We start from the raw sequence: 16,034 nt of genomic DNA on the forward strand, positions 1-16,034 counted from the left end.
TGGTCCTTTCGGGTCGGAGCTGACGGATCGGGACCGTCAGCGGGCGTCGTGGAGGAGCAGGTCGCCGACGGCGGTGACCCGGAAGTCCCAGCCGGGCAGCACGCGGGCGGTGAAGAACGGGCCCTCGATGATCGCGGGTCCCTCGCCGGCATCGCCCGGCTGCAGCGCGTCGAGCACGTGCACCGGCACCTCGTCGACCCGGTCGGTGGCCGTCCGCACCCGGCGGGTGCCGACGACGGCGGCGGGCCGTGACGCGACCTGCCGGTCGTCCGGCAACACCGGATGTGACAGCGGAGCGGTGACGGTGAGACGCAGCGACACTTGCTTGCCGGGTGCCTCGACCGGGTCGCCCGGCCGGTAGGGCCGGGACTCGAGGAGCGTGCCGTCGGCCTCCTCGACCGTCAGTGCCCACGCCTGCCGGCACTCGCCCAGGGTGTACCCCTCCTGGAACATGTCCCGCTCGGCGCGCGCCACCAGGTCCTGGTGGGCGGCACAGACCGCCGCGGTCGTCGGGGTGGGGACGCCGGCCTCGTACGACTTGCCGATGTCGGAGAAGGAGATGCCGAAGGCGGAGAACACGGCGGCCGTCCGCGGGATCAGCACATCGCGCACGCCGGCGATCCGGGCCGCTCCGGCGGCGCTCATCGGTCCGGCGCCGCCGAATGCGGCGAGGGTGGTGTCCGGTGTAATCAGGTGGGCGAAGCTGTCGGCGAGGGCGGCGAAGTAGGCCTGCTCCATCCGCACCAGGGCCTCCTCCAGGGAGATACCCAGCGGCTGCGCGATCGTCTCGGTGATGACGGTGCGGGAACGCTCCGGGTCCAGCCGGAAGGTGCCGTCCATGTACGTGTCGGCGTCGAGCACCCCGAGCAGGAGGTTGACGTCGGTGATGGTCGCCTGCCGTCCGCCGAAGCCGAAGCAGGCGGGTCCGGGAGTGGCACCGACCGAACGCGGGCCGACGGTGATCGTCCCGTCCTGGACGGCGATGACGGAGGACCCGCCGACCCCTTTGGAGTGCACGTTGCTCATCGGGTAGGAGATCGGCACGCCCTTGACGGTGCCCCGCTCGTCCGGCGAGACCCGGCCGCCCTGCACCACACCGACGTCGGTGGTGGTGCCGCCGATGTCCATCATCACGGTGTGCGTCAGCCCGTAGACCCGGGCCAGTGCCGCGGTGCCCTCCAGCCCGCCACGCGGCCCGGAGGAGTAGGTCTTCAACGCCACCGCCTTCGCCACCCGCGAGGACGCGCCGTCGTTGCGGTAGACGAGCAGCGGGTTGACCACCCGGTAGGAGCGCAGCCGGCTCTCGGCACCGTAGAGGAACCGCTCCATGGTGGGGTGCAGGAAGGAGTTGATCACACACGACCACACCCGCCGGGCGTCGTGGCGATCGCCGGCGAGATCCCAGCTGTAGAGCAACGGGACCGAACCGAGCAGGTGCCGGGGGAACCGGCGCAGCAGCAGGTGGCGGAGTCGGCGCTCCTCCTCCTGGGTACGGCCCGCCACCACCACCCGCCCGGCGCCCAGGGTGGTGAGCCGGGTGACCAGGCGGACGGCCTCCCGGTCGACGTCCTCGTCGCTGCCCTCGTCCAGGTCGATCCGGACACACCGGTCGCCGACAAGTCCCTCGAACAGGTCGCGTTCCGGCTCGGTCCCGCGCATCAGGCCGCCCAGCGCCGGCATCGTGGTGAGGATGCCGATCATCGGGCCCTGGCGCTCCACCAGGGCGTTCGTGCCCTGCGTGGTCGAGTACCGGATGTGCTGGGTGGAGTGCAGCAGCCGCTCCAGGTCGGCCTCGCCGTAGAGCGCGGCCGAGACCTTCTCCAGACCGGTGAACAGGCAGTCCGAGAGATCCTGCGGCGTCGTCAGGGTCTTGGTGAAGGTGAACGCCTCGCCGTCCCACGCGCAGATGTCGGTGAGCGTACCGCCGTTGTCGATGTTGATCAGGGTGTCCATGCCCTCTCCTCAGGTCGGATGAACCGTCGGCACGCGGCGCCCTCTCGGCGGACCGGCGTCTGTGACGGTGATCACCAGCGTGATGTGATTCACATCGAGCACCATGTCCCAAGTTGGGACACCCGTACGATTGGCCGATCGGGCGTCGGACAGTCACCATGGATGTGCCGCACCTCACAGTGCGGGACGGTTCCGTCACAAGGAGGTGACACATGCCGGATCGTGACAGACGCCTGCTGCGGATCGCGTCGGCGCGGGCAGACTTCCTCGAGCGGGGAGATCCCGCCGACCTCGGCGTCTCCGAGCTGCTCGCCGCGTCCTGGCAGCGCAGCCGGGCCGCGGGGGTGGACGCGGCACGCTGGGAGGCGCCGTTCACCCCCGACTTCGATCCTCGCTCCCGACTGGCCCGGTGCGCCGAGCCGGTGCTGGCCCAGCTGCACGACGACACCGCCGACGTCGCCGTGGTGATCGCCCTGACCGACCGCAACGCCCGGCTCGTCCAGCGTCGCGATTCCTCCCGCGAGGTGGGCCGGCTGCTCGACCGGGTCGACTTCGTGCCGGGCTTCGCGTACGCCGAGGACTCGGTCGGGACCAACGGCATCGGCACGGTGATCGAGTCGGGGCGGCCGCTGTCGATCGTCGGTCCGGAGCACTACTCCGAACAGTTACAGCAGTTCGCCTGTACCGGTTCGCCGATCATCGACCCGCTGACCGGCCGGGTCGAGGGCATCCTCGACCTGTCGACCCTGGCCGACGCCTGGACCCCGCTGATGCACACGCTGGTGAAGTCGGCCGCGAAGGACATCAGCCGCAACCTGCTGCTCGACCGCAGCCAGGCCCAGCAGGCGCTGTTCGAGACGTACGTACGGGCCGACGCCCGGGCGACCCGGCAGGCGGTGTTCGCCTTCGGCGAGTCGACCTGCATGCTGAACGCGGCGGCCGAGGGCCTCTTCTCCGGCGAGGAGCAGCGGGCGATCCGCCGCCACGCCGCATTCGTGATGACCCGCCGCGACCGCGCCAGCGACACGGTCGACCTCGCCTCGGGACGCCGGATCCGGTTGCGCGGCACGCGCATCCTCACCGGCGGACAGACCGCGGGCCTCGTCGTCATCGTCGAGCTGATCGACCCGACCGCACCCCACCCGAGCGGACCGGCACAGACCGGTGCCGACGCCGAGCCCCAGGGCACACCGTTCACCATCGAGCGGCTGCCCGATGTCGCCGCCGCGGCACCGGACCCGGCGGCCCGCGAGCTCGTCGGTGACCTGCGCCGACCGTACGTCCCGATCGCCGACGGCAGAGCCCCTGCCTGGCGTCGGGCGGGCGAGCAGTTGCAGACTGCACTGGCGAACGGCGAGCCCACGATCGTGCTCGGCGAGACCGGGTCGGGCAAGTTCACCCTGGTGGCCGAGGTCTTCCACGCGACCCACCCCGGCGGGCGGAGCATGACCATCGATCCGGGCCAACTGGACGACGCGGCCCCGTTCGATCTCGTCACGTTGCCGACCACCCACCAGCCGACGCTGTGCATCGTCCCCAACATCGACCAGGCGACCACCGCCGGCGTCACCTTCCTCGACCGGCTGCTCCCGGCACTGGCCCGATCCGGCGGCCGGGCCACGGTGGCGGTCACGCTCTCCGATGCCCGCCTTGACGCCGATCTCCCGTTCCGGGCCCTGCTCGGTCACTTCACCACCGCGGTGACCGTGCCGCCGTTGCGAAGTCGCCCGGAGGACCTCGACGCGATCGTCGTCCGGCTGCTCGCCCAGCTCGAGCCGAACCGCCAGGTCCGCCTCGCCCCCCAGGCCCAGCGGACCATCGCCCGCTATTCCTGGCCGCGGAACGTCTCCCAGCTGCGTGAAGCGCTGGAGTACGCCCTGCAGCGACGCCCGGTCGGCGAGATCCGGGCCGACGACCTGCCGAGCTACTGCCACACCAGCAAGAACCGCCCCCTCACCCCGCTGGAAACCGCCGAGCGGGACGCGATCACCGCCGCCCTCCACGATCTCGGCGGCAATCGGCAGGCGGCGGCCCAACAGCTCGGGGTGTCGCGCTCCAGCCTCTACCGGAAACTCCACCGCTACGGCATCACGCTCTGAGCCCGGTCACCCGCCGGGTCCCGACACCACACGCCCGCCCGAGACATCGGCCGGGACGACATCACCGCGCCCGAAGGAGCACCATGTCCGCCTCGACCACCCTGCCGGTCCGCATCGGCATCGTCGGCACCGCCCACACCCCGTTCGGCAAGCTGGCCGACGAGACCGTCGCCAGTCTGGTCGGGCAGGTGACCGTGGACGCGATCACACAGGCGGGCCTCGAGCCGTCCGACATCGACGAGGTGTATGTCTCGCACTTCAACAGTGGCCTGACCCCGTTCGCCTTCCCGTCCTCGCTGCCGCTGAGTCGGGAGCCCGGGCTGTGGGGCAAGCCGATGACCCGGGTGGAGAACGCCTGCGCCTCCGGCTCCGCAGCCGTGCACCAGGGCGTCCGGGCGATCCTCTCCGGCCTCGCCGACACCGTGTTGGTGATCGGGGTGGAGAAGATGACCCACGCCGATCGACCGACCGTGGCCCGCGCCCTGCTCGGCGCCGACATCCACCGGGCGGGCACCGACTCACCGACCGGGTTCGCCGGCAGCTTCGCCGACGTCGCGGTCGCCTACCAGGCCCGCCACCACGCCGACGAGTGGCTCGGTGACGTGCTCGCCCGGATCGCCGCGAAGAACCACCGCAACGGCTGCGCCAACCCGTACGCCCAGTTACGCAAGGACCTCGGCTTCGAGTTCTGCCGGACGGTCTCGGACAAGAACCCGATCGTCGCCGCCCCGCTGCGCCGCACCGACTGCTCGCTGGTCAGCGACGGAGCGGCCGCGCTCGTCCTGCGCCGCGACCCGGACCATGCTCTGGCCACGATTGCCGGCCTCGGGCACGCGAACGACGCCCTCGAGCCCGAACGGCGCGACCTGACCGACTTTACCGCCGGCCGCCGGGCCGTCGCGAGCGCCCTGACGATGGCCGGGGTGACACTGGACGACCTCGACCTCGCCGAGGTGCACGACTGCTTCACCATCGCCGAGCTCGTCGCCTACGAGATGCTCGGTCTGACTGCGCCGGGCCAGGGCCGGCGGGCGATCGAGGAGGGCTGGGTGGAGCCGGACGGGAGGCTGCCGGTGAACGTGTCCGGAGGGCTTAAGGCGAAGGGACATCCGGTCGGCGCGACAGGAGTCTCGCAACACGTGCTGGTGGCCCGGCAGCTCTCCGGCACCGCCGGCGAGCTGCAGCTGCCGCATCCACATCTCGGTCTGGTGCACAACATGGGTGGGCTGGCGGTCGCGAACTACGTGACTGTGCTGGCCGGTGCCTGACCCGCACCGATGTCGCCGGCGCCCGGGACCCGGGGCCAGGCGCGGGCCGGGGTCAGGCGCCGGGGACGCGCTCCTTCAGCCGGGAGAAGATCTCCCGGGTCGCCCGGGACCGGTTCAGGGTGAAGTAGTGCAGCCCGGGGGCGCCGCCGGCCAGCAGCTGCTCGCAGAGCTCCACCCCGATCTCCACGCCGACCCGGTGGACGGCATCGGGATCGTCGCCGACGGCCTGCAGCCGGGAGACGATCCGGACCGGCAGCGCGGCACCGGACAGCGCCGCGAAACGCTCGATCTGCCCCAGGTTGGTCACCGGTTGGATACCGGGGATGATCGGCAGGTCGCAGCCCAGGGCGCGGACCCGGTCGACCAGCTCGAAGTAGCGGTCCGGCTCGAAGAACAGCTGGGTGATCGCGAACGAGGCGCCGGCCTCCTGCTTCTCGACCAGGATCCGGGCGTCCAGCGCGGCGTCGCGCCGGTCGGGGTGCAGGTCGGGGAACGCCGCCACCCCGATCACCGCGGCGGGATTGCGGCGGCGGATCAGCCGGACGAGTTCGGTGGCGTTGTCCAGCCCCTGCGGGTGCCGGACCCACGGCACGGTCGGCCCACCCGGCATGTCACCGCGGACCGCCAGGAGGTGGTGGATCCCCGCCTCGGCATACCTGTCGATCACCTCGGCGAGCTCGTCGACCGGCTGGCTGACGCAGGTCAGGTGGCCCATCACCTGCATCACGTGGGCCCCGGGGTCACGGGCCAGCCGCTCGTTCATCAACTGGGCCAGCCGGGCGGTGATGGTGACGGTCATGTCCCGCCGCGAGCCGCTGGCACCGTACGTCACCGAGACGAAGTCGGGCGCCAGGTCGTCGAGCTCGCGCAGGGACTGCCAGAGCAGGGCGTCGCCCTCGAGCGTCTTCGGCGGGAAGAACTCGAAGGAATGCAGCGTACGGTCACCGGTGCGCAGCATCTCGTCGATCGTCCGGGGCTCCATGGCGCTCACCATAATGTGGCCGATTTGCGGCCGACGCCCTAGGCTCAATCCGTGGTCAACCGTCTCGATCCCGCTCAGCCGCTCGCCGCCGAGTTCCGCCAGGACGTCCAGGACGCCCTCACCGGCTTTCTCACCGAGCAGCGTCAGGTGCTGGCCGGGATCGGCACCGAGCTCGACCCGATGGCCGAGCTCGCCGAGGTGTTCACCGGCGGCGGCAAGCGGCTGCGACCGGCGTTCGCCCTGTGGGGGTACGTGGCCGCGGCCGGCCGGCCGGGCGACGAGGCGTACGCCGCCCTGGTCGGGGCCGCCGCCAGCCTGGAGCTGCTGCACGTGTCCGCGCTGATGCACGACGACGTGATGGACAACTCCGACACCCGCCGCGGCGTCCCTGCGGCGCATCTGCAGTTCGCCGCGCTGCACGACGCGTACGACTGGGCCGGCTCGGGTGAGCAGTTCGGCCGGGCCGGGGCGATCCTGCTCGGCGACCTGCTGGTGATGTGGTCCGACGAGATGGTGCACGCGGCCGGACTGCCGCTCGAGGTGCTGCAGCGCGCGCTGCCCTACCTCGCGGCGATGCGCACCGAGGTGACCTGCGGGCAGTTCCTCGACGTGGTCGCCCAGGCCCAGCACCTGCGCCCCGACCGGCTGCAGGACAACGTCGAGCAGGTCCGCCGGGTGGTGGAGTACAAGTCGGCCCGCTACTCGGTGCGCCGGCCGGTCCAGTTCGGCGCGGCACTGGGCGGCGCCGGCGAGGACGCCCAGGAGGCGTTGGCGGCGTACGGCTCGCCGCTGGGCCGGGCCTTCCAGTACCGCGACGACCTGCTCGGGGTGTTCGGCGACGAGGGCGTGATCGGCAAGCCGGCCGGCGGGGACCTGCGCGAGGGCAAGCACACCCTCCTGCTCGCGTACGCGCTGGCGGGGTCCCGGGACGCCGGCCGCAACCGGCTGCTCAGCCTGGTCGGCTCCCCCGACCTCAGCGAGGAGGGCATCGCCGAGGCGCGTGAGATCATCGTCGCCAGCGGCGCCCGGGACAAGGTCGAGGCCGACATCGAGTCGCACCTGGACCGGGCTCTCGCCGCGCTGGAGGGGGCGCCGATCAGCGACGATGGTCGCCAGGCGCTCATCGGGCTGGCTCACGCCGCGGTGCGCCGCAGCCACTGACCCGCCCGCCGGCGGGAGCGCGGCACGGGGCGGGGCGGGGCAGCCGATCGCCAACGGAGGCCGGCAGCTGAGTGAACGCTGTGAACTCCGCCGTGTCGCTACCCCGGAAACCCTCGACCCCACCTCTAGACTCATGTGCCGAGGCTGACACGGCCCCTTCCCCATTCGACCGTGTTAGGAGCAGACGTGACCCATTCCAGCACTGTCGTCGACCCCTTGATCGGCCGAGCCCTCGATGATCGCTACGAGATCATCGCGCGCCTGGCCCGCGGTGGCATGGCCACCGTCTACCGCGCGGAGGACCGGCGGCTCGACCGCACCGTCGCGGTCAAGGTCATGCACGAGGGCCTCGGTGACGACCAGGACTTCGCGACGAACTTCGATCGCGAGGCCCGGGCGGCCGCGCACCTGTCGCATCCCAACATAGTCTCAGTTTTCGATCAGGGCAACGATTTCGGCCGTCCGTACATCGTGATGGAACTGGTCGAGGGCTCGACCCTGCGGCGACTGGTCAGTCGCGACGCTCCGCTGACCCCGACCCGGTCGCTGGACCTGATCGACCCGATCCTGTCGGCCCTCGCGGCCGCGCACGACTCCGGGCTGATCCACCGGGACGTGAAGCCGGAGAACGTCCTGATCTCGCGCCGCGGCCTGTTGAAGGTCGCCGATTTCGGTCTCGCCCGGGCGGTGACCGCCCAGTCCGCCGCCGCGACCCAGGGACTGCTGGTCGGCACAGTCTCCTACCTGCCGCCCGAGCTGGTCGAGCACGGCTACGCCGACACCCGCTCGGACGTCTACTCGGCCGGCATCATGCTGTTCGAGATGCTGACCGGCAGGAAGCCGCACACCGGTGACACCCCGATCCAGGTGGCGTACGCCCACGTCCACCGCGACGTCCCGAAGCCGTCCGCCTGGGTCGACACCGACTGGCGCCGGTCCCCGGACGGCATCCCGCCCTACCTGGACGCCCTGGTCGGCGCCGCCACCGCACGCGACCCGGACCGGCGTCCCCGCGATGCCCGGGCCTTCCTCGACGGGGTCCGGCGCGCCCGCAAGGCGCTGTCCTCCGGGATCATGCACGACCCGCACCTGACCACCCTGCTCGCGGACCCGAACTCCCTCGACGACACCGAGCCGGTCGACATCGAGTACACCCCCACCCGCCGGGCGATGGCCGCGCTGGCCGACGCGCACGCGGCCGCGGCCGCCGGGGCAGCGGAGACGATCGCCACCGCGGCCACCGCCGGGGCAACCGACGCGACCGAGGCGGCACCGCCGGTCGATACGACCGAGGCAGCCGACGCGACCACCGCCGAGGCGCCGGCCCCCGCCCCGGCATCGTCACCGGCGGTGCCCCGGTCCGGGACCCCCACCGTCGAGGCCGGATCTGAGCCGGTCGAGCCGGTGGACACCGAATGGGCCGATTCCGGGGCGTACGAGATCGCCCGCGAGACGCGCCGCCGGCGCACCCGCCGGGCGGTGTCGATCGTCATCACGCTGGTGACGGTCCTCGCGCTCACCGTCGGTGTGTGGTGGCTGGCCGCCGGACGCTATCTGCCCGCCCCCGCAGTGACCAGCCTGACCCAGCCGGAGGCGGCGGCCGCCGTCAAGGCCGCCGGACTGGCGTTCGCCACCACCGAGGAGTTCTCGGAGACCGTGCCGACCGGCCGGGTGATCGCCACGGTGCCCGGCCCCGGCGAGGAGATCGCCCGGGGGGCCACCCTGACCGCCGTGCTGTCCAAGGGCCCGGAGCGCTACGACGTGCCACCGGTGCTCGGCACGGACAGCGCCGCTGCCCAGGACTCGCTGCGGGCCGCGCATCTGGCCGTCGGCACCGTCGCCGAGGCCTGGAGCGAGGACGTGGCCGAGGGCAGCGTGATCTCGGCGTCGGTGCAGCCCGGCACCTCGGTCAAGCCCGGCACGGCCGTCGACCTGACCGTGTCGAAGGGCCGCCAGCCGATCACCGTCACCACCTGGTACAACCGGGACGCCAAGGACGCCGTGGCCATGCTGGCGGGCAAGGGCCTCCGGGTGGTCACCGGGGAGGACTTCTCCGACCAGGTGGCGGCCGGCAAGGTGATGGGCCAGACCCCGGCCGACGGCACCCTGTACCGCGGCGACACGGTGGCACTCACCATCTCCAAGGGGCCGCCACAGGTGGCGGTGCCGGACGTCAAGGGGAAGTCGGTGCAGGACGCCCAGGACGCGATGACCAAGGCCGGCTTCAAGACCACCACCCAACCGGTCGACGTCAACTACCTCGGCCTGGGCTACGTCGCCCGCACCTCCTCCGACCCCGGGACGATGGTCGCCAAGGGCAGCACCATCACCCTCTTCCTGGTCTGATGCCCTTCCCGGTCTGCAGCCGCCCCCGGCCGGGGAGCGTGATTCGTGCCACGTCCCGGGGCCAGGTCCCGGGCGGTGGCCCGGGACGGACCCACCCCCGTCGACCGTCCTTCCTGAGCCGTGCCTGTGCCGCCGGACGATAACGATTCGTTATTCGGCGGACCGCCCCCGTACCCTGATCACAGACCTTCATCAGGGCGCCGGGGCCTCCGCCCCCGGAACACCGCCCTTGCCCGACCCGAGGAACACTGCGTGCGCTTCCCCCGCTTGACCCGCCTCGCCACCCTCGCCGGCATGCTCCGTCCCGACCGATCCCCCGTCTTCGCCCGACAGTCCCTCGGCCGCCGCCGGCGTCGCCGCGTGGCGGCCGGCCTCGGCGCCGGTCTCGCCCTCTACGGTGCGATCGTCGGGATGCCCGCCGATGCGGCGACGCGGACCGCTCCCGATCCCCAGATGACCACGGTCATCCCGTGCCAGGACGTGATGTTCATCGGCGTCCGGGGATCCGGTGAGACCCCGGAGTCGAGCCTCTACGGGATGGGCCCGGAGTCGGCCCTCGCCTGGCAGCAGTACCGGATGGAGATCCCGGGCCACTCCGCCTCGGCGATGTCGATCGACTATCCCTCGACGCCGGTCACCACTCTCGCCTCCCCGTACTCCTCCCAGGACTTCTTCCGCAGCATCGACACCGGGGTGACCAAGCTCGAGGCGGTGCTGGCCGAGCGATCGGTCAACTGCCCCACCGAGCACTACGTACTCTCCGGGAAGTCGCAGGGCGCGATCGTCACCCACCGCGCGATGGCCGACATGGCCGCCCACCCCTCGGCGTACGGCCCGGGGCTGATGGACCGGATCGACGGGGTGCTGGAGATCGCCGACCCCGACCGGCTCCCCGACGACTCGGGTCATCTCTACGGCACCACCGCCACCGGCACGGACCACTACGGCATCTCGTACGCGGCGCCGTTCATGGCCGGCAACCGCTACCGCCCGACCGCCTCGGACGTGGACACCTTCTGGGACCACCCGGACCGCTGGCACACCATCTGCAATGCCGGCGACTCGGTGTGCGACTTCACCGTGTCCAGCGCCTCGCCCTCGAACATGCTGCGCGGCTTCGACATCCACATGAACAGCTACCTGACCGACCCGACCGCCGTACGTCAGGCCGCGTCCGATGTCGCCGCCCAGACCCGGTCACGGACGACGGCGCCGGAACAGACCTCGAAGCCCGCGCTGGCCTGATTCCCGCCGGTCCCGCTCCGGTACCCACGGCGTCTCGGCCCGCGGAGCCGGAAGATCGGCACCGCCCGGCGCCTGCCACGTGGGAGCCGGCCGCTGGACCTGGGCCCCCGGAACGGACGCGGGCGGACGGAAGGACGGCATCGGCGTCGCCCGGACGGGGACTCCGGCCGTCGGCTCGCCTCCCCTCAGTCCGGCGGCCACCGCAGCGACGGCCGCACCGATCCGGCCGTACGCCACGTCGTAGACCTCCGGCGCAGCCCGGAACGGGTCGGGGATGTCGTACTCCTCCGGCGCGGCGAACCGCACTGTGCCCCGCAACCGGGCCGCCACGGCGGTGAACTCCGCGAGCCGGTCCGGTGTCCGGACGGTGTAGAAGGGCCGCCGGCGACCGCACTCGACCCACTGGTCGAGGATCGTGGCGTACTCGGTCAGGGTGAACGCCCGTCCCAGCGCCCGCGGCACCGCGGTCACCACCTCGGCCCGGTGGGCGCGCGTCATCGCCAGCACCAGATCCGCCGCCTCGATCATCGCCGGGGTGAGCCGCCGGGCTCGGAATCCCTCGGTGCCGAGGCCGTCGGCGCGCAGCCGGTCGGCCATCTGCGGATCCACCGGCTCGTCCACCAGCGCCGCGACGCCTGCACTCGTCACCGCCACCCCGGCGCCGAGCTCCCGACGCAGCAGGAACTCGGCGGCCGGGGACCGGCAGATGTTGCCGGTGCAGACCGTGAGGATCCGGAACGGTTCGGACATCAGGCGTCCCCTCCTGACCGGTCGCGCACTCAGAACGTCTTCGGGGTGTACTCCTGGACCGGGTTGGCCCGCTTGATCCGCCCCTCGGTCAGCCGTTGGGCGACGGTGAACGCCAGTTCGAGGGACTGGTTGCGGTTGAGCCGCGGATCGCAGAGGGTCTCGTAGCGTTCACCCAGGTCGTCCTCGCCGAGCTCGTCGACGCCACCGACGCACTCGGTGACGTCGTCACCGGTGAGCTCGATGTGGATGCCGCCCGGCCAGGTGCCGCACTGCTCGTGCACCCCGAAGAAGCCGTCGACCTCGTCCGCGACATCGGAGAAGGCGCGGGTCTTGACACCGTTGTCGGTGGTGAACGTGTTGCCGTGCATCGGATCGCACATCCAGACCGGCTGGCGTCCCGAGGCCATCACCTCCTCGATCACCGGCGGCAGCACCGTACGGATCCTGCCGGCGCCCATCCGGGTGATCAGGGTCAGCCGGCCCGGCTCGCGGTCCGGATCGATCTTGTCCGCCAGGGCCAGCGCGTCCTGCGCCGAGGTGCTCGGGCCGAGCTTGATCCCGATCGGGTTGCGCAGGTGCCGCAGGAACTCGACGTGCGCACCGTCGAGCTGCCGGGTGCGCTCGCCGATCCAGATGAAGTGGCCGGACACGTCGTACGGCGTGTGGGTGCGCGAGTCGATCCGGGTCATCGCGTGCTCGTAGTCGAGCAGCAGCGCCTCGTGGGAGGAGTAGAAGTCGACGGTGTGCATCGCCTCGTCGTCCATGCCGCAGGAGACCATGAAGGCCAGCGCCCGCTCGATCTCCTGCACCAGCTCGGTGTAGCGCTCGTTCACCGGGGCGGACCGGACGAAGTCGGCGTTCCAGGAGTGGGCGGTGCGCAGGTCCGCGAACCCGCCGGTGAGCAGGGCACGGGCCAGGTTCATCGTCGCCGAGGACGAGTTGTAGGTCTCCAACAGCCGCTTCGGATCGTGCCGACGGGACTCCGGGGTGAAGTCGAACCCGTTCACCGCGTCGCCGCGGTAGGCGGGCAGGGTGACCCCCGAGCGGGTCTCGGTGTCCTTGGAGCGGGGCTTGGCGTACTGCCCGGCGATCCGGCCGATCTTGACGATCGGCACCTGCGCGGCGTACGTCATCACGACCGCCATCGACAGCAGCGTCCGCAGCTTGTTCTGGATGTTGGCCGCAGTCACGCCGGCGAAGGTCTCCGCGCAGTCCCCGCCCTGCAGGACGAACCCCTCGCCGCGGGCGACGGCCGCCAGCTTGGTCCGCAGCTCGTCACATTCCCCCGCGAAGACCAGCGGCGGGCGGGTCCGCAGCCGGGCGATGACGTCGGCCAGCTCGGCCTGATCCGCATAGCTCGGCTGCTGGGCCGGATTCATGGCGTGCAGCTGGCCGAGGGAGGGGATCCGTGATGCATCAGACACGCGGACGAGTCTAGGCGGAAACACCAACGCTCCTCCGTCGTCCCGCGGAATCGGCGCTCAGCCGCTCAGTCCTGCGGTGAGGCGCCGGGGACCTCCGCCGGCGGCTTCCGGGCGCCGAGTCCGGGGCGGGCCAACACCTTGGCGGCGAGCTGCTCAGCAGTGAAGTTGCCCGACTTCACGCTGGTGCCGTACGCGTCGACGTACTCCTGACCGGACAGCTCCGCGATGGCGGCCATCACCCGGTCGGTGATCCAGCGCAGCACCTCACGGTCGTTGTCCCGTCCGCGGTACTCCGAGAAGTCGAGCGGCCGGCCGATCCGGATCCCGGGCTTGCGCATCAGTGGGATGCCGAAGGGGCCCTTGACCAGTTGGGAGTTGATCATCGCGACCGGGATCACCGGGGCGCCGGAGTGCAGGGTGAGCCGGGCGACGCCGGTCTTGCCCTTGTAGAGCCGGCCGTCCGGCGAGCGGGTGCCTTCGGGGTAGATGCCGAGCAGGTCCCCCTGCTCGAGCACCTCCGAGACGTCCGTCAGGCTCTCGGCGCTGGCCCGCCCCCCGGAGCGGTCCATCGGGTGCATCCCGACGGCCTTGAGGAACCAGGCCACCACCCGGGACCTCAGGTCCTTGCCGTGGAAGGCCTCGGACTTGGCCGGGAAGACCATCCGGCGGCGGATCATCGCGGGCAGCATCACCGTGTCACCGGCCGAGATGTGGTTGCTCGCCAGCAGCGCCGGCCCCACCGCGGGGATGTTCTCGTCACCCTCGACCCAAGGACGCCACAGCCCGACGATCGCCGGGCGGAACAACAGGCGCTTGAACAGTGAGTACGCCATCTCGGACACGGGCACCTCCGGTGGTCGGGGACCGACCCGTACGCCGCTGCGGCCACGGATCTGCGGACAGCTCAGCCTACCCAATCGTGCCTGCTCGGCGGGCTCGCGATCGTCGTCCGGCCGGCCTCGGCCTTGCCCCCGGGCGGGACGATCCGGCTAGAGTCGGAGCATGGTCAACCGCCCCGTCCGGCCGGTCGTCACCGTCAACCCCGAGTCCCGGGGGTACCGCCTGACGGCGGCAGCCGGCTCCCGCGCCGTACTGCTCTGTCACGGCTTCACCAGCACCCCGTCGTCACTGCGGCCGTGGGCCGACCGGCTCGCCGCCCGGGGGTACGACGTCTCGGTGCCGCGGCTGCCCGGGCACGGCACGACCTGGCAGGAGATGAACCGGACCGCCTGGACCGACTGGTACGACCGGGAGGAGCAGGAGTACGCGCGACTCGCGGCCGACCACGAGGTGGTGTTCGTCGGCGGGATGTCGATGGGCGGGGCGCTGGCCGTCCGGCTGGCCGAGCAGCACCCGGAGATCCCCGCCGTCGCGCTGGTCAACCCGTCGCTGGGCACCGCCGACCCTCGCTACCTGCTGCTGCCGGTGCTGTCCCGGCTGGTCGGGTCGATCCCGGGGATCTCCGGTGACATCAAGAAGCCCGGGCCCCGCGAGTACGCGTACGACCGTACGCCGCTGGCGGCCGCGAACTCGATGCGTCGGCTGTGGCGCGACGTGGCCTCGCAGCTGGACCGGCTGACGGCGCCGACGCTGGTGTTCCGCTCGACCGTCGACCACGTGGTCGACGACAGCTCGCTGGAGCTGCTGCGACGCGCGCCGTGCGACCTGACCGTACGAATGCTCGAGGACTCCTACCACGTGGCGACGCTCGACAACGACTCCGCACAGATCCAGGCCGGGACCGCCGACTTCTTCGACCGGTTCCCGACCCGGCGCTGACCGCCCGGCCGCCGGCCCACCCGGCCGGACCGGCGGTGTCCGCCGGCCGGCTCAGGCCCCGGCCAGTCCGCGCTGGGCCAGGTCCGCGGCGCCGATCAGCCCGGCGTCGTTGCCGAGCCGGGCCGGCAGGATCTCGGCCATCGGCCGGAAGCCGCGACCGGTCAGGTGCCGGGCGAAGGAGGTCCGGGCCGGACCGAGCAGCTTGTCGCCCGCCTCGCTGACGCCACCGCCGATCACGAAGCGCTCCGGATCGAGGACCGCGGCCAGCCCGGCCAGACCGCGGCCGAGCCACTCGCCGACCCCGGTGAGGATCTCCTCGCAGGCCGGGTCGCCATCGAGCGCAGCGGCGGTGACGTGGTGTCCCCGGATTGCGGCCGGGTCGTGCCCGACCCGGTCCAGCAGCGGCAGCGCCCGCGGGGAGCCGGTCCCGGCCAGGGCGACGGCCTCGCGGCGCAGCGCCTCGCCGGAGCAGTACTGCTCCCAGCAGCCCCGGTTGCCGCACGGGCAGATCTGGCCGTCGGGGACGACGCACAGATGGCCCCACTCGCCGGCCACCCCCCAGCGGCCGCGATGCACCTCGCCGCCGAGGACGAGGCCGCCGCCGATCCCCGTCCCGAGGGTGATCATCGCGAAGGTGCCGCTGCCCTGGCCGGCACCGAACCGGTATTCGCCCCAGGCTGCGGCGTTGGCGTCGTTGTCGACCACCACCGGCAGAGCCAGCCGCGCCTCGAGGCGGTCCACCAGGGGTTCGTTGCGCCAGGCCAGGTGTGGGGAGAACCTGACCAGCCGGCGGGTCTCGTCCACCCAGCCGGCGGCGCCGATCCCGACCGCGCAGGCGGCATGTTCCGCCGCCAGGGTGTCGACCAGCTCCACGATCACCTCTTCGACCGCGTCCGCCCGATCCGTCGGCGTGGGAATCGTACGACGCCCCAGCATCCGTCCGTCCGGGTCCACCACCGCCGCGGCGACCTTGGAACCGCCGATGTCGATCCCGATCGCCGGCTGCCGGTCCGCTGTGGACATGTCC

The 16,034-nt window shown here is 72.0% G+C and carries 12 protein-coding genes; 6 read left to right on the forward strand and 6 right to left on the reverse strand.

What is annotated here, in order from left to right; genetic code table 11:
* Positions 1-36 precede the first annotated feature (36 nt).
* The gene (locus R0145_RS11615; protein ID WP_317837001.1) at positions 37-1,953 is read right to left on the reverse strand and encodes a hydantoinase/oxoprolinase family protein; all 1,917 of its coding nucleotides are present in this window, start codon (positions 1,951-1,953) and stop codon (positions 37-39) included.
* A gap of 212 nt (positions 1,954-2,165) precedes the next feature.
* On the opposite strand from R0145_RS11615, the gene R0145_RS11620 reads away from it, so the two are divergent.
* Entirely contained in the window at positions 2,166-4,052 is a 1,887-nt protein-coding gene (locus tag R0145_RS11620) for a sigma-54-dependent Fis family transcriptional regulator (RefSeq protein WP_317837002.1), read from the forward strand.
* 83 nt (positions 4,053-4,135) lie between these two features.
* Positions 4,136-5,320, forward strand: a complete 1,185-nt coding sequence (locus R0145_RS11625) for a thiolase domain-containing protein (protein ID WP_317837003.1) — start codon at positions 4,136-4,138, stop codon at positions 5,318-5,320.
* A gap of 52 nt (positions 5,321-5,372) precedes the next feature.
* Here the strand turns inward: R0145_RS11625 and R0145_RS11630 are convergent, their stop codons facing one another.
* Entirely contained in the window at positions 5,373-6,302 is a 930-nt protein-coding gene (locus R0145_RS11630; RefSeq protein ID WP_317837004.1) for a methylenetetrahydrofolate reductase, read from the reverse strand.
* A 51-nt stretch (positions 6,303-6,353) separates the two neighbouring features.
* Here R0145_RS11630 and R0145_RS11635 point away from each other — a divergent pair, with 51 nt between their 5' ends.
* From R0145_RS11635 to R0145_RS11645, 3 genes are all read left to right on the forward strand, one after another.
* Positions 6,354-7,463: a polyprenyl synthetase family protein gene (locus R0145_RS11635; protein ID WP_317837005.1), complete on the forward strand. Its 1,110-nt coding sequence runs from the start codon at positions 6,354-6,356 to the stop codon at positions 7,461-7,463.
* Positions 7,464-7,649: 186 nt separating this feature from the next.
* The gene (locus tag R0145_RS11640; RefSeq protein WP_317837006.1) at positions 7,650-9,809 is read left to right on the forward strand and encodes a Stk1 family PASTA domain-containing Ser/Thr kinase; all 2,160 of its coding nucleotides are present in this window, start codon (positions 7,650-7,652) and stop codon (positions 9,807-9,809) included.
* Positions 9,810-10,061: 252 nt separating this feature from the next.
* Positions 10,062-11,054 carry a cutinase family protein gene (locus tag R0145_RS11645; protein ID WP_317837007.1) on the forward strand — a complete coding sequence of 331 codons (993 nt, stop codon included), beginning with the start codon at positions 10,062-10,064 and terminating at the stop codon, positions 11,052-11,054.
* On the opposite strand, the gene R0145_RS11650 is transcribed toward R0145_RS11645, so the two are convergent.
* From R0145_RS11650 to R0145_RS11660, 3 genes are all read right to left on the reverse strand, one after another.
* A complete protein-coding gene (locus R0145_RS11650) occupies positions 11,007-11,804 on the reverse strand; it encodes a hypothetical protein (protein ID WP_317837009.1) in 798 nt (265 codons plus the stop codon). The genes R0145_RS11645 and R0145_RS11650 overlap by 48 nt on opposite strands.
* 29 nt (positions 11,805-11,833) lie before the next feature.
* Positions 11,834-13,183, reverse strand: coding sequence for a class II 3-deoxy-7-phosphoheptulonate synthase (locus tag R0145_RS11655; RefSeq protein ID WP_411742118.1), 1,350 nt, complete (start codon positions 13,181-13,183; stop codon positions 11,834-11,836).
* 110 nt (positions 13,184-13,293) lie between these two features.
* Positions 13,294-14,061: a lysophospholipid acyltransferase family protein gene (locus tag R0145_RS11660; protein ID WP_317840227.1), complete on the reverse strand. Its 768-nt coding sequence runs from the start codon at positions 14,059-14,061 to the stop codon at positions 13,294-13,296.
* Between the two features lie 169 nt (positions 14,062-14,230).
* Here R0145_RS11660 and R0145_RS11665 point away from each other — a divergent pair, with 169 nt between their 5' ends.
* On the forward strand, positions 14,231-15,007 hold the full coding sequence (locus R0145_RS11665) for an alpha/beta hydrolase (RefSeq protein WP_317837011.1): 777 nt from the start codon (positions 14,231-14,233) through the stop codon (positions 15,005-15,007).
* A gap of 51 nt (positions 15,008-15,058) precedes the next feature.
* Here R0145_RS11665 and R0145_RS11670 read toward each other — a convergent pair whose 3' ends face one another.
* The gene (locus R0145_RS11670) at positions 15,059-16,030 is read right to left on the reverse strand and encodes an ROK family glucokinase (protein ID WP_317837012.1); all 972 of its coding nucleotides are present in this window, start codon (positions 16,028-16,030) and stop codon (positions 15,059-15,061) included.
* Between the last annotated feature and the right edge of the window lie 4 nt (positions 16,031-16,034).

The sequence above is a fragment of the Raineyella sp. W15-4 genome, from assembly GCF_033170155.1.
Taxonomy (GTDB): Bacteria; Actinomycetota; Actinomycetes; order Propionibacteriales; family Propionibacteriaceae; genus Raineyella.